Below are 21,039 nucleotides of genomic sequence, written 5' to 3'. Positions count from 1 at the left end.
CATCAACTTACGCAAAAGGTGACGACATGAACATCTCACGACGGCAGGCCTTACGACTTTCGGCCGCCTTTGGTGCCAGCTTTCTTCCTCTCGGACAAGCATTTGCACAATCGGCGGCCACGCCAAAAGCCGGAGGCGTGCTGACCACGATCGCTGTCGGCGAGCCGACAACCCTGGTGCCATTGCTGGATTCCAACACACGAACACGCGCTATTTCCACAAAAATCCTCGAGGGTCTCGTCAGCTTTGACGACACGTTCAAGCCGCGTCCGGTACTGGCGGAATCCTGGCAGATTTCCGAGGACGGACTGCGTTATACGTTCAACCTGCGCCGCGACGTAAAATGGCATGACGGCAGAGATTTCACCTCCGCCGATGTCCGTTTTTCACTGCTCGCGTTCAAAAAGGCAGGTCCACGCGGGCGCATCACCTTCCAGAACGTTACCGAAATCGAAACGCCGGATCCGCTGACAGCGATCGTGGTCCTGTCGAAACCGACGCCATTCCTGCTGCGGGCTCTGACGGGTGGAGAAACGCCGATCCTTGCCGCCCACACCTATCCGACCGAGGATTTTGCAGCGAGCCGCAACGGCAACAATCCGATCGGTACCGGACCGTTCAAGTTCGAAGAATGGGCACGTGGCAGCCATGTGTCGCTCTCCCGTAATCCGGATTACTGGCAAAAAGGCCTGCCGCATCTCGATAGCGTCGTCGCGCGTTTCGTCGGCGATGCAGCGGCCGCCACGATCGCGATTGAAACCGGCGAGGCGCAACTCTCGACCGATGTTTCGCTGGTCGATCTGGAACGGCTGAAGCAGAACCCACAGATCGCGGTCGATACCTATACCGACGCCTATCTCAACAACGCGCAGGTGTTCGAATTCAATCTGGAAAACCCCATTCTCGCTAAGGCCGAGGTACGCCATGCCCTGGCACATGCCATCGACCGGCAATTCATCATCGATGCCATCTATTTCGGCACCGCCAAGGCGGCGGGCTCTACCATTCCGGCGGTGTTTACAATTTACAACGATGAAGCGCCATTCCAATACCCGTTCGACCAGAACAAGGCGGCCGAACTGCTGGACAAGTCGGGATATGAAAAGAAGGGCGACGGGTTCCGTTTCAGCCTAAAGCTTGCGTTCATGCCCGGAGACGCTTTCCGGAAAACGGCGGAATATTTCCGCTCTGCCTTCGCCAAGGTCGGCGTGAAGGTTGAGGTTCTGGATGGCGATCTCGCCACCTATATCAAACGCGTCTACACCGAGCGCGGCTTCGACCTGAACCTCAACGGCATCAGCCGGCTATTCGATCCGACGACTGGCGTGCAGCGTTTGTACTGGTCGGACGGCATCAAGAATATTGCGCCCTACGTTAACGCTGCGCATTACAACAACCCACAGGTGGATGATCTTTTCCGGGCCGCCGCGGTCGAGCAGGATGACGAAAAACGTGGTGAACTGTTCAAGAAAATCCAGGTGATCGTCGGCGCCGACCTGCCGAATTTTGCCGTGATCGCACTACCCACCGTCATAACCCGGTCGGCAGTCGCCAAAAATGTTGTGACCACCATCGACGTCGGATCCAGCGACTTTGCACAGGCGTGGCTCGATCAGTGACATCATGCAAAAAGGGCCGGAGAAAACCGGCCCTCCTCAAACGGTTACGGCGACAGCCGGTTAGAAAACCCGGCCTTCGAGCAGGTGGGTCGTCGTGCCGTTCAAGAGATAATCGCCAACGACGCGGGCCTTGTGGTTCAGCGGATTATGGCTGAGCACGGTGCGGATATTGCGCCAGTGACGATCGAGGTTTTTGGCGCGCGCTGTCGCCGAGCCGCCGCCGAGCTCGAAAAGCCGTTCCGCCGTCCGCGGGCCAAGCTGGCCGAGCAGAAGCTGGGTCCGGGCCGTTGCCATCGAACTTTCCAGCAACGCCTCTTCGATTGCGGAGGAATTGCCGGCACCGAATGCCGCAACGGTGCGATCCAATGCTGCTGCTGCGGCCGCGACGACGGCATCGATGGCAAAGGAATTCGCCGCGATCTCTCCGACGACCTGCTGCACGAAAGGATCCTGACTGGCGGTTTCCGCCGCACTATGTGCAGCAGAGCGCGCCTGATTGCGTACATAATCGAGACCATCGGCAAGCACGTTTCGCACGGCTCCGGCGGCACTCGCTGCCAGATGCAACTGCCGCAAGGTGGAACAATGCCGCCCGACCTGGCCATCCAGCCCACGGCGGGCAAATTCGTGCGAAAACACCTCGACATTTTCCAGAAGCACGCCGCCGCTTGCCGTCAGCCGCTGCCCCATCCCGTCCCAGTCATCGAGAATGCGGATGCCGGCCCTATCCAAAGGCAGCAGCGCCCTGACGATCTGCCCTTCCTCATCCAAAGCGCTGAAAGAGGCGAAGTCGGAAAAGGCGGTGCCTGTCGCATACCATTTGCGTCCATTGAGACGGTAACTTTCACCATCACGAACAATCGTCGTGGTCACCTCGCCCGGCCGAGCGGTATTCTGTTCCGTATGGGCGCCGCCAAACAGCCTGCCCGCCAGAATATGGTCGATTGCGCCGGAATCCCGCGCGTCTGGACCACTGAGGATGGTGTTTTCCACATAGTTGAAATGCGATCGCAGAGCATGAGCGACATTGGAATCTGCCGATCCGATCGCTGCGATCAGTTCGATATAGTCGGAAACCGTCCCGCCGGGCCCGCCGAGTGAGACCGGCACGCGCAACGCACCAAGCCCGAGATCACGAAACAACCGAAAGGCTTCGAAGGGCAGTTCGCGATTAAGCTCGCGCTCCACCGCGCCTTTTTTTACCTCCGCCACAAAAGCGGGAATAAGGGCGATCAGTTCGGCGCGATCCGGCCGCTCTGCTTCAGTTTTTAATCTTATCAGGCTCAAATCTCTGCCCTCCCCGCAATATCAGTTGGTTTTTCATCATGCTGATCCTACGGTTCGAGATAGATGTCGGCGCCGTTGGACCACAGGTGCTCGACCCCGACCTTCAGGTTTTTCACCCGCTTGTCATAGACGGTCACCGATGCGGGCGTGACGATGTCGAGCGTCGGCAGATCCTTCACCACCAGTGTCTGGAATTCGTTGAACAGTTCGAGACGCTTTTTCGGATCGATCTCGACGGCCGCCGTCTCCAGCAGGCGGTCGACGTCCGGGTTTGAGTATTTCGAGCCGTTTGTGAAAGGCACGCCCGGCTTGAAGTTCTTCGACCAGTAAAGCCGTTGGATGCCGACAGTCGGATCGTAGAGATTGCTCATGCCTTCGATGGCGATATCGAAATCGCGGTCGGTAAAGATGCGTTTGACGAAGGTGGCGAAATCCTGCGTGCGCAATTCCACCTTGATGCCGACCTTGGAGAGCGCCTGCGCAAAATATTCTGCGGTCTGCTTGGGCGGGCCGGACGGCTGGGTTGGATCGATGAACAGCTTGAAACGAAAGCCGTCGGCACCGCGGGCATAACCGGCCTCATCCAGAAGCGCGTTCGCCTTGGCCGGATCGAAAGCATATTTTGGTACGTCGGGATAATAGAATTTTGCCAGATCCGGGCTGACCGGACCATCCAGCCGTGTCGCATATCCGAGATAGATCGTATCGACGATGAAATCCTTGTCGATGGCATGCGCGATCGCATGGCGGACGCGGATGTCGGCGAGATACTTGTTTTCGAGATTGAACTCGGCGCGGGCAATGCTCGGCGAATAGGGCGCCGGTGCCGTATCGACGACGAGATTGGGGTTTGCCTTCAACCGTTCCAGATCGGTGAGTGGCAGGTTGGCGGTCGAGACCTGAACCTCGCCCGCCTCAATGGCGGCAACGGCGGCCGCAGGATCGATGATGAAGCGGAAGATGATCTGGTCGAGATGCGGTTTTGGTGCGCCCCAATAGTCTTCATTGCGCTCGAACAGCGCATGGCTGCCGCGCACCCATTCGACGAATTTGTAGGGGCCGGTACCGACCGGCGCGACATTGTGCGGGTTTTCGGCGATTTTGGTGCCTTCATACAGATGTTTTGGCACGATCGGGGATTCGAAGCTCGCGAAGGCTGAAAGCAGATAGGGGGCCGGCTTCGACAGGATCAGTTCGAGCTCGTGCGGTCCCAGAACATTGGCCTGCTGCACCGATGCGAAGGTGGCGCGGCCGCGTGGATGGTTTTCCTTCAGCGCGATGATCGAGAAAGCGACATCTTCGGCGGTGAAATCCTTGCCGTCATGCCAGCGCACGCCCTGGCGCAGCTTGAACCAGTAACGCAACCCGTCTTCGCTGACCTTCCATTCCGTGGCGAGCAGCGGTTTCGGATTAAAATCAGCGTCATAGGTGAGAAGGCTCTCGGTCGATTTGCTGCTGATGTAATAAGCAGCTCCCGCGCTATGCGCGATGAGCACCAGAACCGGTGGCTCCGTGCCGATATTGATGGCGACGCTACCGCCGCGCGGGGTTTCCTCCGCGGCAAACGGCGTGGACGGCAGCGATGTGGCCGCCACCAGTGCGGCAGAAGACAGAAGGAACGCGCGTCGTGTGGGCGAAAGCGCCCGGGTGGCATAAGTGGTCATCGATATCCCCCTGCAGGCCCGTCAGCGAGCCGCGTGTTTGATCTGCCGCTTTCCCAAAGCCGGCTTGCCTCCAAGATGCCGGCCCGGCACGTGGCCGGACCAACACAGTCTGTTCAATGAAGCCGTGGCTCAGGCGACGCGCTGCGTGCGGGAAAGCGGAATGATTTCCGCCGACGCCGCCACTGAACGTGGCGCCCTGCCTTCGACCGGATGACCCGGATCGGTAAAGCCCGGCGTTGAAGGATGGCCGGTCGCCACCAGCCGGTCGACAAGCGCCTCGTCTTCCGCATCGATTTTCACGTTGAGCGCACGCAGATAACCGTCCCACTGTTCTTCCGTGCGTGGGCCGCCGATGGCGGAGGTGATCAGGCGGTTGTTCAGCACCCAGGCGAGCGCGAAATCAGCAGGCGCAATGCCCTTGGCCTCCGCATGGGCGGCAATCTGCTTGGCGATCGCAATCGACTCCTCGCGGAATTCGACGTCGTGCATGCGCTTGTCACCACGGCCGGCGCGGGTGTCGGCAGACGGAGCTTCGCCGACATTGTACTTGCCGGTCAGCACGCCGCGTGCCAGCGGGCTGTAGGAAACAACACCCAGACCGTAGGCTGCCGCTGCCGGCAGCTGTTCGGCTTCTGCCGTGCGGTTGACGATATTGTAGAGCGGCTGGCTGGCAACCGGCCGATCGATGCCGAACTGGTCGGCCAGATGGGCGACCTCGGCAATGCGCCATCCGCGGAAGTTCGAGACGCCAAAGTAGCGCAGCTTGCCTTCCTTAATGAGGTCGGCAATAGCCCGCACCGCCTCATCGAGCGGCGCATCGAACACGGCGCGATGGAAATACAGGATATCGATATAATCCGTATCGAGATTGCGCAGCGAGTTTTCGACGGTCTGGTAGATCCACTTGCGCGAATAGCCGCCGTTGTTCGGCCGCTGGGCGCGGGAATTGACGAATTTCGTCGCCACCACCCAGTCGTCACGGTTCTTCTTGATGCCGCGACCGACCACCTGTTCGGATTTTCCGTCGTGATAGACGTCGGCGGTATCGATGAAATTGATGCCCTGTTCGTGTGCCTTGTCGATGATGCGGAAGGCGACATCGTCGGGCGTCTGGTTTCCGAACATCATCGCGCCCAGTGTCAGCGGTGACACCTTGAGGGCGCTGCGGCCCAGATAACGGTATTCGACCATGGTCTTTCTCTCCTTGGACTTTCAGTTGATGCGGTCGGCAAAATGGCAGGCCACGTCATGGCCCTGCGCGATCCTGCGAAATTCGGGTGCTTCGGCGCGACAGAGATCCGTCGCGATCGGACAGCGGGTATGAAAACGGCAACCGGATGGGATGTCGCTGGGGCTCGGCAGATCGCCGCCGAGCGGTGCGGCCTGACGCGGACGCGATGGATCGGGCACGGCATCCATCAGCGCACGCGTATAGGGGTGGCGGGCGTCGGACCACAGCGTCGCATTGTCAGCGCTTTCGACGATCCGGCCCAGATACATGACCATGACCCGGTCGGCAAAATACCGGACGACGGACAAGTCGTGGCTGATGAACAGGTAGGAAAGGCCGAACTCCTTCTTCATCGCCACCAGAAGATTGAGGATCTGCGCCTGGATGGAGAGGTCGAGCGCAGACACTGGTTCGTCGCAGACGATCAGTTCGGGATTGAGCAGCAGCGCGCGGGCAATGCCGATGCGCTGGCGCTGGCCGCCGGAAAACTCATGCGGATACCGATTGACGGCATCCGCCGGCAGACCGACCTTGGCGACAATCTCGGCAATGGTCTCTCGGCGTTTCTCGCGGTCGCCGACCTTGTGGACGACAAGCGGCGCCTCAAGAATTTCGCCGATCGTCTGGCGCGGATTGAGGGATGCGAACGGATCCTGAAAGATCATCTGCACCGAACGGCGCACGCGCTGCATCTGGCGGGGGCCAAGGGTGGTGATATCCTCGGCGCCGAATTCGATGCGGCCGGACGTCGGATCGACCAGCCGCAGCAGCGTCTTGCCGAGGGTGGATTTTCCGCATCCGCTTTCACCGACCAGTCCGACCGTTTCGCCGCGTTCCACGACAAGATCGACGCCATCGACGGCGCGCAGCAGGCCATCCGCAGTCTTGTAGTGGGTTTTGAGGTCAGTGACTGACAAGAGCGGCATGGGATACGGCCTTTACGGGCAAGGTGAAGGGGCAGGCAACGAGGCGATCGGGAGCGGGAACAGTCAGCGGCGGAACCTGATAACCACAGGCAGCCCGCGCCTGCGGACATCGCGGACGGAAGGGACAGCCCTTCTCCCCGGTCGCCGAAACGATCGACCCCGGAATTTCGGTGAGCGCGCCATCGCGATAATGGAAATCGCTTTTCAGCCGCGGCGATGCGGCCAGAAGGCCTTGCGTATAGGGGTGCAGAGGCGCGTGGAATAGATCATCCGGCAGCGCCTGCTCGACCTTGCGGCCGGCATACATGACGACGACCTTGTCGGCCCATTGCGACACCACGCCGAGATCATGGGTGATCAGCACCACGGCCATCTGCAATTCTCGCCGCAGCGTGTCGAGCAGATCGAGAACCTGCGCCTGAATGGTGACATCGAGCGCGGTGGTCGGCTCGTCGGCGATCAGCAGCTTTGGCTTGCAAGCGACCGCGATGGCGATCATCACGCGTTGGCGCATGCCGCCCGACAATTGATGCGGATATTCATCGACACGTTTTTCCGCCGCCGGAATACGCACGAGTTTCAACAGATCGATGGCCCGCTGACGCGCCTGCCGGCTGGAAATCTTCTCGTGAACCTTCAGCACTTCGGCAATCTGCTTGCCGATGGTCATGACCGGGTTGAGGCTGGTCATCGGCTCCTGAAAGATCATCGCGATATCGCGGCCACGGCGATGGCGCATTTCCCGGCGATCGAGATGCACAAGATCGGTCCCGTTGAACAATATCTGACCAGTCGGCGTGGTCGCCGAGCGCGGCAAAAGCTGCATCAGGGCAAGCGCGGTCAGCGATTTTCCCGACCCGGATTCGCCGACGATCGCCAGCGTCTGCCCCTGCTCAACCTCGAAGGAGAGGTTATGCACAGGCGTTGCGCGCGGAAAGGCGATGGTGAGGTTTTCGACCGTGAGAAGCGGCGCCATGGCTATCGATCCTGAGAAAAGCGGGGATTGAGAGCGTCGTTGAGGCCATCACCGATAAGGTTGAGGGCAAGAACGGTAAAGACGATGGCAAGGCCCGGCAGCGCTGTCAGATACCAGGCGGTGCGCACCAGTTCACGGCCGGTGCCGATCATCGAACCCCAGCTGACGACATTGGGATCGCCAAGCCCCATGAAGGACAGCGCCGATTCCATCAGGATCGCGCCCGCCACCATGACCGAAGAGGTGACGATGATCGGTGGAAGCGCGTTGGGCAGGATCTCGCGACAGATGATGCGGGCATGACCGAAACCGAGGCTGCGGGCGGCAACCACAAAATCCTTTTCGCGAATGGCCCGGAACTCGGCACGCGTCAGACGCGCCACCGTGGGCCACGAGATGATGGCGATGGCGAGCGTGACGGTGGTGGCCGACGGCTGGGCGATGGCTACCAGCACAACCAGAAGCACGAAATTCGGCAGGGTCTGAAAGATCTCGATGATGCGCACCAGAACGTCATCGACCCAGCCGCCGAAATAGCCTGCAAGTGCGCCGATCAGCACGCCGAATGTCAGCCCCAGCGCGGTCGCCGCAAGACCCACAAACAGTGAAATGCGCGATCCGTGCAGAATGCCTGCCATGACATCACGACCGAGGGAATCGGTTCCGAGCGGATAGTCCGGGTTCTGACCCGGCCAGAGAAACGGTCTGGCGACCATGGAGAGCGGATCGTCCGGGTAGATGAATGGCGCCAGGAACGCGATTGCGACGACCAAGGCCAGAAAGGCGCTGCCGACCAGAGCATTCGGGTTGGACAGAAACACTTTCAGCGCACGCCGGCCGTTGGTGACGGAAACCGTGGCATTGGCCTGGGCGCGTGCATCCGGCGCCTTCATGTTGGACCAGGCATCCTTTTCCGCTGGCGGCGGCCCCGCCTTGCTGTCGGTTGCCGCCGCCTTTTGCGCGGCGACGCCGCCAAAAACCTCGATATCGGTGGTGGACATCAATGCGCTCCAATCCGGGGGTCGAGCCAGGCGTGCAGAAGGTCCACGACGGCATTTGCGAGAATGACGAGAAGGGAGGAGAGAAGCAGGATGCCGAGCAGGACGGTAAAATCGCGCCCCATCACCGCTTCGAAGGCAAGCCGGCCAAGCCCCGGCCAGCTATAAACCGTCTCGACGACGACAGCCCCGCCGAGAATGCCGCCGATATGCATGCCGGCCATGGTGGTGATCGGGATCAGCGCATTGCGCAGGATGTGTCGCGCCGTCACGCCGAACGTGGTCAGACCCTTGGCATAGGCGGTGCGCACGAAATCCTGGTTCTTCACTTCCAGCATGGCGGCACGCGTCAGCCGCGCATAGATCGCCACATAGAACAGCGCCAGCGAGGTTGCCGGCAGCACCATATAGCGTGCCTTGTCGAGCAAGGCGGGAAAACCAGTCAGACGCGAGCCGATCGTGCCGGACCCGCCGCTTGGCAGCCAGCCAAGCTTGACCGAAAACAGCACGATCAGCATCAGGCCGATCCAGAAGCTCGGGATCGAATAGAACAGCAGCGAAGACACCGACAGAAGACGATCGGGGATACGGCCGGCAAAGGCTGCCATGACCGAACCGAGTGTGACGCCAAGGATGATGGCGATGCCGAGCGCCACGACCATCAGGGTCAAGGTGCCAGGCAGGCGCTGGCCGATCAGTTCGGCGACCGGCATGCCGTAACGCGGCGAAAAGCCGAGGCTGAAATGGGCGAGATTGTTGAGGTAGTCGCCCAGTTGCACGAGAACCGGATTATCCAGCCCGAAGCGCGAGCGAATGGCCGCCATGCTTTCTTCGGTTGCCGATCCCGCCTCCCCGGCCAGCACGTCGGCGGCATCGCCGGGCGCAAGCTGGAGGAGAAAGAAGTTCAGGATAACGATTCCGAGAATGGTCGGGATGGCCTGCAGCAAGGTCCGTCGCAGGGTGCGCCCTATTCGCAAGAGTGCCGGCATGAACTCCGCCTGTCTGATTGGAACGTTCGGGGCGAATGGTGTCGATCAATCGCTCCGTGATATTGATAGTTGACTAAATCTATAGGCTTTGTCAAACATCAATTAGCAAATGAAACTCATGAACGAACGTTTTTAGAAATTAACGTTCATATTTTTCTTCTTTTCTGCCGTGAATGAGCACTGAATGCTCAAAATGCCGGACACTACGGCATGTTTCATTGCGCAGGACAGGCCCGCCGCGAAATGCAATTCCGCCATATCCATTCCCGGGAGAATTCAATCGATGCCTGAGAGAAACGCCATTTCCGAGATCTGGTACACGCGCTGTCCGGTGCCGACGCCAGTGGGTCTGGCGACCCAGCTGGGCCTGCTGCAGAGTGCTTTCGCCAGGCAAGGCGTCACGCTGAATTCCATTATCGACAGCAAGGACCGCGCCGTCCGATCAAGCCATTTCGACCACCATCTGGCCTATTCCTTCCGCCATGGCGGCAATGTGCCGCCAATTCGCGCCCGCTCCGAAGGCAACCCCACACGGCTGGTCGGCATCACCTGGACGGACGAGTTTCAGGCGATCATCACCCTGCCGGAAACCGGCATACGCACCACGCGCGATCTCGTCGGCCGCCGTTTCGGCATTGCCAGACGACCGCCCGGCATTGTCGATTTCATGGCGGCCACCGCCCTCAAGGGACTGGTTTCGGCGCTCTCGCTCGAGGGACTGTCGCACAAGGATGTCGAGATCGTCGATATCCCGCTTGCCGATTCCGTTCTCGATGGCCGCGAAGGGCCGCAGCTTTACGGACTGCGCAACCGGCAGGCATACGGCCCGGAGATCGCTGCCCTTCTCAAGGGCGAGGTCGATGCGATCTATGTGAAGGGCACGCCCGGCATCAACGTCGCCAACCTTTTCGCCACCCACACGGTCAGCGAATTCGGCTTTCATCCCGATCCGAAAATCAGGATCAATTCCGGCTCCCCACGCATCCTGACGGTGGACGAGCGGCTGGCGGAAGACCGGCCGGATCTGGTCGCGACGCTGATTGAGACGTTGCACGAGGCGGGACGCTGGGCGGAAGAACACGCTGACGAGGTGCGCCGTTTCGTGGCCCGCGAAGTCGGCGCCTCCGAAGAGGTTGTCGCGGCGGCGAATGGGCCGGACCTGCACCGCCATCTCGGCATCGGACTGGAACCTGAATTGATCGAGGCTATCGGTCACTACAAGGATTTTCTGTTCGAATGGGGCTTTCTCGCCAGTGATTTCGATGTGGGCGAATGGGTCGATCGCCGCGCCTGGGCGCTCATCGACACCGCCGCCGTCGCGTGAGGATCGGGCCATGACATCTTCCTTGCATCATTTCGAGGAACGGGCCTCCGCGGTGGCACAAGCCGCCGCGCTCGGTCGAACGTTTGCCGAAACGGCCGGCACTCATGATCGCTCGGGCGACTTTCCCTTCGCCAATTTCGACGCGCTGCATGCGGCAGGCCTTCTCGGCCTGGTTACGGCGACGGAGCATGGTGGACTTGGGGGCGGGTTGACGGACGCACTCAGCGTCATCTCGGCGATCGCTCGTGGCGATCCGTCAACCGCGCTGGTTCTTTCCATGCACTACAATCAGCATTACGCCATTCGCGCATCCCGCAGCTGGCCGGAGCATCTCGTCAAGCGCGTCACGCAGGCCAACCTTGAGGGTGTCGCGCTTCTGAATGCCGCGCAGGTCGAGCCTCGCGTCGGTTCGCCTTCACATGGTGCACCGCCCGAAACGGTGGCCTGCAACGTTGGCAATGAATGGCGGCTCAGCGGGCACAAGAATTATGCAACCGGCATACCCTTGCTGCGCTGGGTGTCGGTTCTTGCGGTCACTGATGAAGCCGAACCGCGGCTCGGCTCGTTTCTCGTGCCAACCGATGCCGCCGGCATCACCGTCGAAAAGACCTGGAACGCCACCGGCATGCGCGCCACCGGCAGCGATGACATCATCCTGAAGGACGTTGCCGTGCCGCTGGAAGACGTCATCGATCTTGCCCCGGCGAGCGAAGGCCTGAAGCGGGATCCAAAGCTTGGCGCCTGGTATTTCACGCTGGTTTCGGCCGTCTACGACGGTGCGGCAAGGGCTGCGCGCGATTGGCTGCTGGATTTCGTCACCAGTCGCGTGCCGGCAAGCCTCGGGGCACCGCTTGCCACCGTGCCGCGCATTCTCGATGGTCTTGGCCAGATTGAGGTGCTGCTCGCCACCAACCAGCGGCTGCTGCGCTCGATTGCCGAGGATTTCGATGCCGACCGGCCGTTCGGACCCGATGCGGCAGTCGTCAAACATATCGTCATCGAAAACGCCGTGACGGTAACGATGCTCGCGCTCGATCTCGGCGGCAATCCCGGCATCAGCCGCGACAACCCGCTCGAGCGCCACCATCGCGACGCGCTGGCCGGGCGCGTGCATGCGCCGCAGAACAACCTGTTGCGCACCATGCTAGCCCGCCAGGCGGTGGCGCAGCTTGGTGCTGCTGCAAGTGTGCCGCACCCTCGCAAGAATGAGGAAGCCCCTCGCCTTACCGTCGTCAAAGCCAGCTAGGAGGCCAGTATGCTCACCGCGCCAAAATCCATCTGGTATACGCGCTGCCCTGCCCCGACACCCTTGTCGATTGCCTATCAGCTCGGCTGGATCGACCAACGGTTGGCCGCCTCTGGCATCGAGGTGGCATCGATCCGAGACAATCCTGACCCTGCCGTGCGCCAAAGCCATTTCACCCACGCGCTTGATTTCTCGTTTCGTCAGGGCGGCAATATTCCGCCCATCTGGGCGCGCGCCGGAGGCCGCGAGACACGGGTTGTCGGCATTACGACGACCGATGAATTCCAGGCCGTCATCACCTTGCCGGGCACCGGCATCAAAACCGCAAGCGATCTCAAGGGAAGCCGCATCGGGGTGCCTCGCGATCCCGAGGCTGTGATCGACTTTCAGCGCGCGACAGCATTAAAGGGTATCGTTTCCGCTCTGTCTCTGGCTGATCTTTCCGCCAGCGATGTGGAATTGCAATATCTCGATACGACGCAAACCAGCCTGCTTGGAGAACGCGGTCAATCATCCCTGCACGGACTGAAACGGCGTTATCCTTACGGACGGGAACTGCTGGCGCTGGCAGCCGGCGAGATAGACGCGTTTTTCGTGAAGGGTGCGGAAGGCCTCGTGCTGGCCAACCAGATCGGTGCCCTGATCGTTTCCGAATTCGGTTTTCACCCCGATGCCAACATCCGCATCAACAATGGAACACCAAGACCACTGACGGTAGATGACCGTTTCCTCGACGAACATTTCGATCTTGTCGTCGAACTGGTGGCGACGGTCGGCCGGGTTGCGCATTGGGCAGAAACCCATGCCGCCGATGCGGTTCGCTTCATCGCCAATGAGATCGGCGTCGGTGAGGATGCGGTCCGGGCCGCCAACGGGCCGGAGGTGCATCATCATCTCGGTCTTGCGCTGGAGGACGAGCAGGTCGCCGCCTTTGCGCATTTCCAGGATTTTTTGCATGAATGGGGCTTCATTGCCGATAAATTCGATGTGTCGGGCTGGATCGATATCCGCCCCCTTGAGGCGGTGGCCGGCAGGTCGGCGGCATGACGGCGGCGCCCATTCTGGTGACCGGCGCCACCGGCAGGCTGGGCCGGCTGATCGTCGAACGGTTATTGGCTCTCGGCCAGCCGGTACGGATTTACGCGCGGCGACCTGAAGCGGCGCAAGCGCTCTTCGGTCAGCGGGTGCAGGTGGCGTCCGGCACGTTCGAAGACGCGAACGCGCTCGACAAGGCGCTGTCGGGCGTCGAACGGCTGTTGCTGCTGGCACCGATCAGCGCCGACCTGACCAGCCAGCAGATTGCCGTGGCAGACCGCGCCGTCGCCGCCGGTGTCGAACGGATCATGAAAATTTCGGGATCGAACTGGACGATCGGCACGGATGGACGCTCGATCTCGGGCGACGCCCACTCGGCCGTTGAGGCGCATCTGCAAAGCCTTGCCGTCCAGTCGGTATCGCTTCGTCCGAATGCCTGGATGCAGGTGTCGCTCGCCAACACGATCCGGCGTGTTCTGGCGCATCAGCCGATCCTTGCCGCCAATGCCGATGCCGGCATCGGCTACATCGATGCGCGCGACATCGCCGATCTTGCTGCGCATCAACTACTGGCCGAAACCGTGGCAGGGCCGGTTCTCGATCTCAGCGGTCCAGCCAGCGTGACACCACGCCGGATCGCCAACCTGCTGTCTGAAAGGCTCGGCCGGCCCGTGCCGATCACGCCGCCTCCGTCAGCGTCGCCCGTGACCGATTTCGAACATCGCGCCGTCGGCGAATTCGCGGCACTGATCGCCGAAGGGCGGGCCGCATATACCACCTCGACCATAGCCGATCTTCTCGGCCGTTCCCCGCGTAGCGTCGAAAACTTCATCTCGGAGACCGTTGCCGACACCGTCCTCGCGGAAGGATAGGCCGCTCATCCCCGTTTTCGCTGGACACCAATCCCGGCAATCGATCTTCAACAAGGAAAGTCCTGCAATGACAGCCGCCGCACGCACGCTCAATCTCAATGTCGGGATCAACACCACCGGCTATCTGGCGAATGCCTGGAAATACCGCCGGGGCGATCGCCACGACATCAACGATCCGAACTATTACCTGCGGTTGACCGAGCTTGCCCATCGCGGCCTGTTCGACGCGGTGTTCTTCTCCGACCATCCGGCGCTGATGACAGACCCGAACAGCCGGCCCTTCCACACGATCGATCCGCTCATCCTTTGTACCGCACTGGCGGCGCAGGTGCCCGATATCGGTTTTGTCGCCACCATGTCCTCGACCTATAATTCGCCGTTCAATCTGGCGCGCCGCACCCAGTCGACCGACATCATTTCCGGCGGCCGACTGATCGTGAACATCGTCTCGTCGTTCAACCCGAATGTGGCGGCCAATTTCGGCTCCGACCCGCTGCCGCCGCGCAGCGAGCGGTATGCAAAGGCCTCCGAATTCCTCGACGTCGCCAAGAAACTGTGGGCAAGCTGGGACCCGGCCCGCGAAGGCGAGGTGCCGGACGACCGTTTCTGGGATGCGACGGCCGCCCACACGATCGACCATGTCGGCGACTTCTTCACCGTCAAGGGCCCACTCAACACGCCGCGAGGTCCGCAAGGGCATCCGGTGATCGCGCAGGCCGGCGCATCGGAAGGCGGCATCAACCTCGCCGCCCGGCATGGCGAAATCATCTATTGCAACATTCTTTCGCGCGCCGCCGGTCAGGCGTTTGGCAAAAAGGTCAAGGATCGGGCCATCGCGCTCGGCCGCGATCCGGCCGGCATCCGCATCGTGCCCGGTCTCGTCACCATTCTCGGTGAAACCCGCGAGGAGGCCTTGCGCAAACACGAACTGTTCAGCGGCGCGGGATCAGAAGACGGCCTTATCGCCCGTTTCATCAAAGAGCATGGGATCAACCCGGACGGTTTTGACCCGGATGCGGTGCTGGACGCCGAACGGTTTATCCCTGATCCGAACCGCTTGCAGGCTGTCGGCATGGGGCTTGGCCTGTCCGACCTTCTGTCGCACGAAAAACTGACCACGCGGCAGGCGGTGCGGCGGGCAGAAGGCAATCACCGCCTTCTTCTCGGCACACCGGAAGAGGTGGCCGACGGCATCATCGACCTGTGGGCGGATGGCACGGTGGACGGCTACACGCTGCAGCCGCCGCGCGCGCCGGATGACATTGAGGAATTTGTCGAAAAGGTCGTGCCGATCCTGCAGGATCGCGGTGTCTACCGCACGCATTACGAAGCCGGGACGGTACGCGAGCGCTACGGCCTGCCCTTTCCCGCCGCCGCTTGAGACAGGGTGAAAACGAAAGGCCCCGGAATGGTTTCCCATCCGGGACCTTTTTCAACTGTGCGGTCCGCCCCGCAACAGCTGTGGTTTGAAATCAGGCGGCGGGTCAGGCCACTTCGCTGCTTGGCCCATGCGGGCTGATGATTTTCCGATAACCGACCGCAACGGGCCTTTTGCCCGACACCGCAAATTCACCGACCACCCGGTCATGATAGATGCGGGGATTGTGCGAGCTTATGGTGCGGGCATTGCGCCAGTGCCGGTCCAGTGCCTGCGCACGTTTTGCAGCCGAGGCGCCCAGCGCATCGAACAGCACGGTCGTTGCCTCCAGGATCAGTTTCGACACGACCGTCACCGACTGGCTGGTTTCGATCTCGACCACAAGATGCACATTGTTTTCAAGCGGATCGACACCCTTGAGATTGGCCTCATAGGAACGTTGCAGCGCTTCGGCGACATTGATGACGATGGCGCCGGCTGCATAGGCCGGACCACGCACCCGGCCGACCACTTCCAGCACCTGCGGATCTTCGGCGCTGGTCTTGCCGTTTCCGCGCGGATAACTGCGCGAACGAGATGCCACATGGCGGGCAAGCTCGTCTGCCGCCGCCCGGCCGATGCCGGCTAGGCTTGCCAGATGCACGAGCTGGAAAAACGACGGCGTATAGGGAAAACGCCCGTAATCCGGCTTGACGTGAAACTCTTCCAGCCGCACCGCCTTGAAACGCGCCGTGCCGCTGCCGCTCAGCGCCTGCCCAAAGCCGTCCCAGTCATCGAGGATCTCGACACCTTCCGCCTTGGTCGGCACAAGAGCGGCAATCGGGCCGCCCGTCACGTCGACGGCGGCGAGATTGATCCAGTCGGCATAGATCGAGCCGGTCGTATAGAATTTTTCCCCGTCCAGCCGGTAACCCTTGCCGTCGCGCACGATGCGCGTCGCATAATCGCCCGGACCCGAACCACCAAGTTCGGAAAAACCACTGCCGATCATCTCGCCACGCCCGACACGCCCCAGCCATTCGCGGCGCCAGTCGTTGTCGGGTGCGTTGAGCAGATCCTCGGTAAAGCCCTGATGGCTGCGGAAGATGTTGGTAATGTTGGGGTCGGCAGCCGAGAGTTCGATCAAGAGCCCGAACAGTTCTGGCAGCGTCACACCGCTGCCGCCGTACTCTTGCGGCACGCGCAAAGCGCCAAAACCGGCATCCCGCAGCAGGCGCACCTCTTCATAAGGCAGACGCCGCTGTTGATCGCGGTCGATGGCGCTTGCGGCGATCTGGTCGAAGATGGGGCGAAACCGCGCCGCGATCTCCTCATAGCGGGCCGTAGGCGCCCTGCCCCATGCCTGATCGGTTCTTGTCATGGAAGATCCTCCAATGGTGTTGTTGAAAGCAGGCGGCTCAGGAAACTCCGAGCCACCCGAGCAATTGGGTGCGCAGGGCATCGAAATCCGCGCCACCGGCAGTGCGGGGCCGTGGCAGATCGATGACCGCCTCATGGGCGATCGTGCCATCGCGCATCACCAGAATGCGATCGGCAAGCAACAGCGCTTCCTCGACATCGTGGGTAACGAGCAGCACGGCCTGACGATGTTTCTGCCAGAGGGCAGCCACCAGCGCCTGCGCCTTGAGACGCGTCAGCGCGTCGAGCGCGCCAAAGGGTTCATCGAGCAGAAGAAGGTCGGGATTGCGCACCAGCGCACGCGCCAGCGAGGCCCGTTGCGCCTCACCGCCGGACAGATCTTTTGGCCAGGCATCGCCACGATGGGAAAGCCCCACTTCGGCAAGCGCCGCCTCGGCGCCCTGACGCCCGGTTTTCAGCCCGGCGACGACATTGCTCCAGACGCGTTTCCACGGAAACAGGCGCGGCGACTGGAAGGCGACACCGCGCTGCGGCGAAACGAAGACGTCGCCTTCGATCTCCTCATCGAGGCTGGCGAGAATGCGCAAAAGCGTGCTCTTGCCGCAACCGCTGGCACCGAGAAGGACGACGAACTCGCCGCGCCGGATGTCCAGATCGAGTTTTTCGATGACCGTGCGTCCGGCAAAGCTGCGTTTCAGGCCGCGCACGCGCACCGCCGGTGCGGCAAGATCGGTGGGATGGATCGTCATGGCTCACACTCCATCGAAATTCTGCCGCCAACGCAGCAGGACGCGCTCCAGCAGGCGCACGACGAGATCGGCGCTCAGGCCCAGGAAAGCGTAGATGATCAGACACAGGATGATGATATCGACCCGGTAGACCTCGCGGGCATGGGTGATCAGATACCCAAGACCGCCCTGCGCATTGACCGTTTCGGCAAAGACCAGTGCCAGCCAGGCAGACCCCAGCGAATAGCGCAGGCCAACCAGCAGGTTCGGCAGCGCCCCCGGCAGGATAACCTGAAAGATCAGCGCCGCCCGAGAGAAGGACAGCGTCTTTGCCACCTCGACCAGCGTGCGGTCGACATTGCGAATGCCCGCAAACGTGTTGATGTAGAGCGGAAAGGTGACGGCGAAGGCGACAAGCGTGATCTTTGGCGTTTCGTCGATACCGAGCCAGATGATCAGAAGCGGCACGAGACCGGCCCATGGCAGGGTGCGGGCCATCTGCATCGGCGCATCGATCAGATCCTCGCCGATCCGCAGCAGGCCGGCCACCAGCGCAAGGCCGATACCGATCACGAAGCCGAAGCCGAAACCCGTCGCTACGCGGTACAGCGACAGCGACACGGCCTCGGCAAACTCGCCACTGGCGATCAGTTCACCAAAGGTGACCCAGAGAGCCTGCGGTCCCGGCAGCAGATCTTCGGAAATCCATCCGAAATGGGTCGAACTCCACCAGAGGAAGGCCAGGGCTACAGGCCCGAGCGCCTTTCCGACGCCCGGCGGCAGGCGCGATTGACGCCGACCGCCGGAGGGCACCAGCCTGACGAGGTCCGGATGGGCCCGTTCGTGACTGACCGGCTCCGCGCGGTCGATCTCCGAAAAGCTTGAAACCGAGGCCATCAGTTGGTCTTCGCCAGTTTCTTGTTTTCCGCCTCGATGACATCGCCAAAGTCCTTAGCGACATAATCCTCGACCTTGAAGTCCTTGCGGAACTGGCCGCCCTCATGGAAATAGGTCACCTGCTTCTGCCAGCCGGCAAGCGCCTGCGGATCGGTGGCCGGTGCATGTTCGACGCGCGAACGGCTGGCCTGCAGATTGGCCGCCTCGAGCGAGATTTTCGACAGTTTCGACACCTGCTCTGCCCACTCGACCGGATGCGCGTTCACCCAGGCCTGCGCACGCACGATCCGGGCGGTGATATCCTTGAGGGCCGCCTTGCGGGCCGGGTCCTCCAGCGAGGAGGTCGGCACATAAACGACACCGGCGGTATCGATCACTCTGCCGAGCGGCTCCAGGATACGCGCGCCATGCTGCTGCTGTGCGATGGCGGTGTTAGGATCCCAAACGACAAAAGCATCAACCTGACTGTTGACCAGTGCCGAAAGCCCGTCAGTGGTATTGAGGTTGAGGATCAGCTTGGGATCGAACGGCAGGCCCGCCTGCTGCAGGGACGTCGCAAACTGATAATGCTGCTTGGTAAAATAGGGAAGCGCCACCTTGCGCCCCTTCAGGTCGGCAACAGTCTTGATGTCGGAATCGCCGCGCACCAGAATGGCGCTGCCGCTTTCCTTGCGCTCCCAGGTGGCGGCGACGATCGTTACCTTGACGCCATTGGCGATTGCCGCCAGCACACCGGTATCGCCGCCGGCGGCGATGTCGACATGGCCGGCCCGCAACGCTTCGACCAGCGGCGGCGTGGAATCGAAATCCGCCCATTTGATCTTGTAGGGAAGATTATCGACTTCTCCGGCGGCAATCAGCTGGCGGTGAAGGCCGGTCTTGTTGGGGGTGCCGACGGTCAGTGTCACGCCACTGAGATCCGGTGTATCCTGTGCCTTCGCGCCGGATGTGGCGGCAATGGCAAAGCTGGAGGCCAGCGTCAGTGCCAGGCCAATTCTTTTCGCCGCCTGGCTGAAATCGCGCAATATCGTCATGCTAAGCTCCAGTGCTTGAAGGGGGCAAGACCGTGGCTCACCCGCGCATCTCGCTGACAGGCAGCCTAGGAAAACGCTTGAACGCGGTTAAGCAAGAATAGTCTATTATTTTTATGGAATTTAAAAACGCCTTCCCCTCGCGTGGCGCATGGTGAGCCACCTGCACCTTCGATGAGCACCCCGCCTGCCCTAGGCTCAGGTAGTCAACTCACGAAGAGGAACCTCACCATGAGCACGAAGACCATTTCGATCGAGACTTTCCGCACCTGGCTGGCCGATGGACAGGAACTGGCCGTTCTCGATATCCGGCAGCCCGAAGAGGTCGGTTACGCCTCCCCGCTGTTCGCCACCAACCTGCCGGCGGCGAAGGTCAAGGGCCACATCGGGCGCTTTGTGCCGCGGCCGGTCACCCGCACCGTTCTTCTGGATGGCGGTGACGGACAGGCGCAACGACTGGCGAGCGAACTGGCGGCGCAGGGACGCGGAGAGGTGTTTGCGGTGGAAGGCGGCATCCCGGCATGGACGGCGCAAGGCGAACCCGAAAGCCTGCCGACCTTCGACATACCCGGTCGCGATTTCACGCTCGCCGTCAGGGACGAGCGCAACACGCCCGTCATTTCCGCCGAGGAATTGAAGGCACTGAAAGACAAGGGCGAGGACGTCATCGTTATTGACACGCGCACGGTGGAAGAGTTTGCCCGCGATCATGTGCCGGATGCGATCGGCATTCCGGGCGCCGAACTGCTCTTGCGCTTCAAGGATGCCGTTCCGTCCGAAAAGACGAAGGTCGTGGTCTCCTGCGCCGGGCTTCCGCGCGCCATTCTCGGCGCCCAAACGCTGATCGATGCGGGCATTGCCAATGACGTTTCCTATCTCGACGACGGCACCAAGGGCTGGACCCGCGCCGGACTTGAACTCGAAACCGGCGAGACCCGCACCTATGGCGAACCAAGCGATGCCGCCCGCAATTTTGCCCGCGAGCATCTTTCACGGCTGAGCCGCAACGACAGTTTTCCGGAAATCGACCTTTCCACCGCCCGATCCTGGGCGGCTGATGCAGATCGCACGACTTACCTTCTCGATGTGCGGACGCCTGAGGAGTTTGCTGCAGGGCACCTCCCCGATACCTTGTCGTCCGAGGGTGGCCAGCTTCTCGGTGTTGCCTATCGCACCATCGCCGTGCGGGGTGCGCGGGTCGTTCTGATTGATGACCGGCTGGGCGTGAGGGCACGCACTGTCGCGCACTGGCTACAGCGCCGCGGTTTCGAGATCGCCATCCTGCTTGCTGATTTCGATCGGGAAGAACTGAGCCGCGTCGCCTGACAGGCGTCTGACCCGGCCCGCCGCGGTTATGGCCGTGGCGGGCCGGACACCCTCTGCGGCGAGATGGATAATTCCTGACAAAGCGCAAATTCGAAACGGCGTTTCCTTGTCCGATGCGCCACCATCAATCTACTGTTTTCGTATATTTTTAGA

At 61.4% G+C, this 21,039-nt stretch carries 18 protein-coding genes; 7 read left to right on the top strand and 11 right to left on the bottom strand.

What is annotated here, in order from left to right; genetic code table 11:
• Positions 1-26: 26 nt before the first annotated feature.
• Positions 27-1,619 (top strand): ABC transporter substrate-binding protein, encoded by a 1,593-nt coding sequence (locus ACRQ1B_RS16205; RefSeq protein WP_432294802.1) that lies wholly within the window; start codon positions 27-29, stop codon positions 1,617-1,619.
• Between the two features lie 60 nt (positions 1,620-1,679).
• On the opposite strand, the gene ACRQ1B_RS16200 is transcribed toward ACRQ1B_RS16205, so the two are convergent.
• From ACRQ1B_RS16200 to ACRQ1B_RS16170, 7 genes are all read right to left on the bottom strand, one after another.
• The gene (locus tag ACRQ1B_RS16200; RefSeq protein WP_432294801.1) at positions 1,680-2,906 is read right to left on the bottom strand and encodes an acyl-CoA dehydrogenase family protein; all 1,227 of its coding nucleotides are present in this window, start codon (positions 2,904-2,906) and stop codon (positions 1,680-1,682) included.
• A gap of 47 nt (positions 2,907-2,953) precedes the next feature.
• Positions 2,954-4,570: an ABC transporter substrate-binding protein gene (locus ACRQ1B_RS16195; protein WP_432294799.1), complete on the bottom strand. Its 1,617-nt coding sequence runs from the start codon at positions 4,568-4,570 to the stop codon at positions 2,954-2,956.
• Between the two features lie 129 nt (positions 4,571-4,699).
• Complete coding sequence (locus ACRQ1B_RS16190) at positions 4,700-5,761, bottom strand: aldo/keto reductase (protein ID WP_432294798.1); 1,062 nt, start codon at positions 5,759-5,761, stop codon at positions 4,700-4,702.
• A gap of 21 nt (positions 5,762-5,782) precedes the next feature.
• Positions 5,783-6,727, bottom strand: coding sequence for an ABC transporter ATP-binding protein (locus tag ACRQ1B_RS16185; RefSeq protein WP_432294797.1), 945 nt, complete (start codon positions 6,725-6,727; stop codon positions 5,783-5,785).
• Positions 6,705-7,703, bottom strand: a complete 999-nt coding sequence (locus ACRQ1B_RS16180) for an ABC transporter ATP-binding protein (protein WP_432294796.1) — start codon at positions 7,701-7,703, stop codon at positions 6,705-6,707. Before ACRQ1B_RS16180 ends, ACRQ1B_RS16185 begins: the two co-directional genes overlap by 23 nt.
• Before the next feature lie 2 nt (positions 7,704-7,705).
• Positions 7,706-8,704 (bottom strand): ABC transporter permease, encoded by a 999-nt coding sequence (locus ACRQ1B_RS16175; protein WP_432294795.1) that lies wholly within the window; start codon positions 8,702-8,704, stop codon positions 7,706-7,708.
• Positions 8,704-9,690, bottom strand: coding sequence for an ABC transporter permease (locus tag ACRQ1B_RS16170; RefSeq protein ID WP_432294794.1), 987 nt, complete (start codon positions 9,688-9,690; stop codon positions 8,704-8,706). Before ACRQ1B_RS16170 ends, ACRQ1B_RS16175 begins: the two co-directional genes overlap by 1 nt.
• Before the next feature lie 283 nt (positions 9,691-9,973).
• Between ACRQ1B_RS16170 and ACRQ1B_RS16165 the strand changes: the two genes are divergently transcribed.
• From ACRQ1B_RS16165 to ACRQ1B_RS16145, 5 genes are all read left to right on the top strand, one after another.
• The gene (locus ACRQ1B_RS16165) at positions 9,974-11,014 is read left to right on the top strand and encodes an ABC transporter substrate-binding protein (protein ID WP_432294793.1); all 1,041 of its coding nucleotides are present in this window, start codon (positions 9,974-9,976) and stop codon (positions 11,012-11,014) included.
• Between the two features lie 10 nt (positions 11,015-11,024).
• Complete coding sequence (locus ACRQ1B_RS16160) at positions 11,025-12,260, top strand: acyl-CoA dehydrogenase family protein (RefSeq protein ID WP_432294791.1); 1,236 nt, start codon at positions 11,025-11,027, stop codon at positions 12,258-12,260.
• Between the two features lie 9 nt (positions 12,261-12,269).
• Positions 12,270-13,307: an ABC transporter substrate-binding protein gene (locus ACRQ1B_RS16155; RefSeq protein ID WP_432294789.1), complete on the top strand. Its 1,038-nt coding sequence runs from the start codon at positions 12,270-12,272 to the stop codon at positions 13,305-13,307.
• Positions 13,304-14,167 (top strand): NmrA family NAD(P)-binding protein, encoded by an 864-nt coding sequence (locus ACRQ1B_RS16150; protein WP_432294787.1) that lies wholly within the window; start codon positions 13,304-13,306, stop codon positions 14,165-14,167. The genes ACRQ1B_RS16155 and ACRQ1B_RS16150 overlap by 4 nt, the downstream gene beginning before the upstream one ends.
• A 67-nt stretch (positions 14,168-14,234) precedes the next feature.
• Positions 14,235-15,548 (top strand): NtaA/DmoA family FMN-dependent monooxygenase, encoded by a 1,314-nt coding sequence (locus ACRQ1B_RS16145; RefSeq protein WP_432294786.1) that lies wholly within the window; start codon positions 14,235-14,237, stop codon positions 15,546-15,548.
• Between the two features lie 103 nt (positions 15,549-15,651).
• Here the strand turns inward: ACRQ1B_RS16145 and ACRQ1B_RS16140 are convergent, their stop codons facing one another.
• Genes ACRQ1B_RS16140 through ACRQ1B_RS16125 form a run of 4 tightly spaced genes read right to left on the bottom strand, consistent with a single transcriptional unit; the run spans position 15,652 to position 19,563 of the window.
• Positions 15,652-16,905, bottom strand: coding sequence for an acyl-CoA dehydrogenase family protein (locus ACRQ1B_RS16140; RefSeq protein WP_432294785.1), 1,254 nt, complete (start codon positions 16,903-16,905; stop codon positions 15,652-15,654).
• Positions 16,906-16,942: 37 nt separating this feature from the next.
• Complete coding sequence (locus ACRQ1B_RS16135) at positions 16,943-17,653, bottom strand: ABC transporter ATP-binding protein (RefSeq protein WP_432294783.1); 711 nt, start codon at positions 17,651-17,653, stop codon at positions 16,943-16,945.
• A gap of 3 nt (positions 17,654-17,656) precedes the next feature.
• On the bottom strand, positions 17,657-18,529 hold the full coding sequence (locus ACRQ1B_RS16130; RefSeq protein WP_432294782.1) for an ABC transporter permease: 873 nt from the start codon (positions 18,527-18,529) through the stop codon (positions 17,657-17,659).
• Positions 18,529-19,563: an ABC transporter substrate-binding protein gene (locus ACRQ1B_RS16125; RefSeq protein ID WP_432294781.1), complete on the bottom strand. Its 1,035-nt coding sequence runs from the start codon at positions 19,561-19,563 to the stop codon at positions 18,529-18,531. Before ACRQ1B_RS16125 ends, ACRQ1B_RS16130 begins: the two co-directional genes overlap by 1 nt.
• Before the next feature lie 228 nt (positions 19,564-19,791).
• Here ACRQ1B_RS16125 and ACRQ1B_RS16120 point away from each other — a divergent pair, with 228 nt between their 5' ends.
• Positions 19,792-20,886 (top strand): rhodanese-like domain-containing protein, encoded by a 1,095-nt coding sequence (locus tag ACRQ1B_RS16120; RefSeq protein ID WP_432294780.1) that lies wholly within the window; start codon positions 19,792-19,794, stop codon positions 20,884-20,886.
• Positions 20,887-21,039: the final 153 nt, after the last annotated feature.

Origin of the sequence: Endobacterium panacihumi (genome assembly GCF_050847465.1) — a bacterium.
Lineage (GTDB): Bacteria > Pseudomonadota > Alphaproteobacteria > Rhizobiales > Rhizobiaceae > Neorhizobium > Neorhizobium panacihumi.
The sequence above is the reverse complement of the archived record's forward strand: the minus strand, read 5'-3'. Positions and strand labels throughout refer to the sequence as shown.

Excerpts from the sequence above, each read along its gene's own strand:
- ACRQ1B_RS16160 (WP_432294791.1), top strand. The coding sequence starts at position 11,025 with ATGACATCTTCCTTGCATCATTTCGAGGAACGGGCCTCCGCGGTGGCA.
- ACRQ1B_RS16125 (WP_432294781.1), bottom strand. The coding sequence starts at position 19,563 with ATGACGATATTGCGCGATTTCAGCCAGGCGGCGAAAAGAATTGGCCTG.
- ACRQ1B_RS16150 (WP_432294787.1), top strand. The coding sequence starts at position 13,304 with ATGACGGCGGCGCCCATTCTGGTGACCGGCGCCACCGGCAGGCTGGGC.
- ACRQ1B_RS16140 (WP_432294785.1), bottom strand. The coding sequence starts at position 16,905 with ATGACAAGAACCGATCAGGCATGGGGCAGGGCGCCTACGGCCCGCTAT.
- ACRQ1B_RS16175 (WP_432294795.1), bottom strand. The coding sequence starts at position 8,704 with ATGTCCACCACCGATATCGAGGTTTTTGGCGGCGTCGCCGCGCAAAAG.
- ACRQ1B_RS16180 (WP_432294796.1), bottom strand. The coding sequence starts at position 7,703 with ATGGCGCCGCTTCTCACGGTCGAAAACCTCACCATCGCCTTTCCGCGC.
- ACRQ1B_RS16155 (WP_432294789.1), top strand. The coding sequence starts at position 12,270 with ATGCTCACCGCGCCAAAATCCATCTGGTATACGCGCTGCCCTGCCCCG.
- ACRQ1B_RS16165 (WP_432294793.1), top strand. The coding sequence starts at position 9,974 with ATGCCTGAGAGAAACGCCATTTCCGAGATCTGGTACACGCGCTGTCCG.
- ACRQ1B_RS16170 (WP_432294794.1), bottom strand. The coding sequence starts at position 9,690 with ATGCCGGCACTCTTGCGAATAGGGCGCACCCTGCGACGGACCTTGCTG.
- ACRQ1B_RS16145 (WP_432294786.1), top strand. The coding sequence starts at position 14,235 with ATGACAGCCGCCGCACGCACGCTCAATCTCAATGTCGGGATCAACACC.
- ACRQ1B_RS16135 (WP_432294783.1), bottom strand. The coding sequence starts at position 17,653 with ATGACGATCCATCCCACCGATCTTGCCGCACCGGCGGTGCGCGTGCGC.
- ACRQ1B_RS16190 (WP_432294798.1), bottom strand. The coding sequence starts at position 5,761 with ATGGTCGAATACCGTTATCTGGGCCGCAGCGCCCTCAAGGTGTCACCG.
- ACRQ1B_RS16195 (WP_432294799.1), bottom strand. The coding sequence starts at position 4,570 with ATGACCACTTATGCCACCCGGGCGCTTTCGCCCACACGACGCGCGTTC.
- ACRQ1B_RS16185 (WP_432294797.1), bottom strand. The coding sequence starts at position 6,727 with ATGCCGCTCTTGTCAGTCACTGACCTCAAAACCCACTACAAGACTGCG.
- ACRQ1B_RS16130 (WP_432294782.1), bottom strand. The coding sequence starts at position 18,529 with ATGGCCTCGGTTTCAAGCTTTTCGGAGATCGACCGCGCGGAGCCGGTC.
- ACRQ1B_RS16205 (WP_432294802.1), top strand. The coding sequence starts at position 27 with ATGAACATCTCACGACGGCAGGCCTTACGACTTTCGGCCGCCTTTGGT.
- ACRQ1B_RS16120 (WP_432294780.1), top strand. The coding sequence starts at position 19,792 with ATGAGCACGAAGACCATTTCGATCGAGACTTTCCGCACCTGGCTGGCC.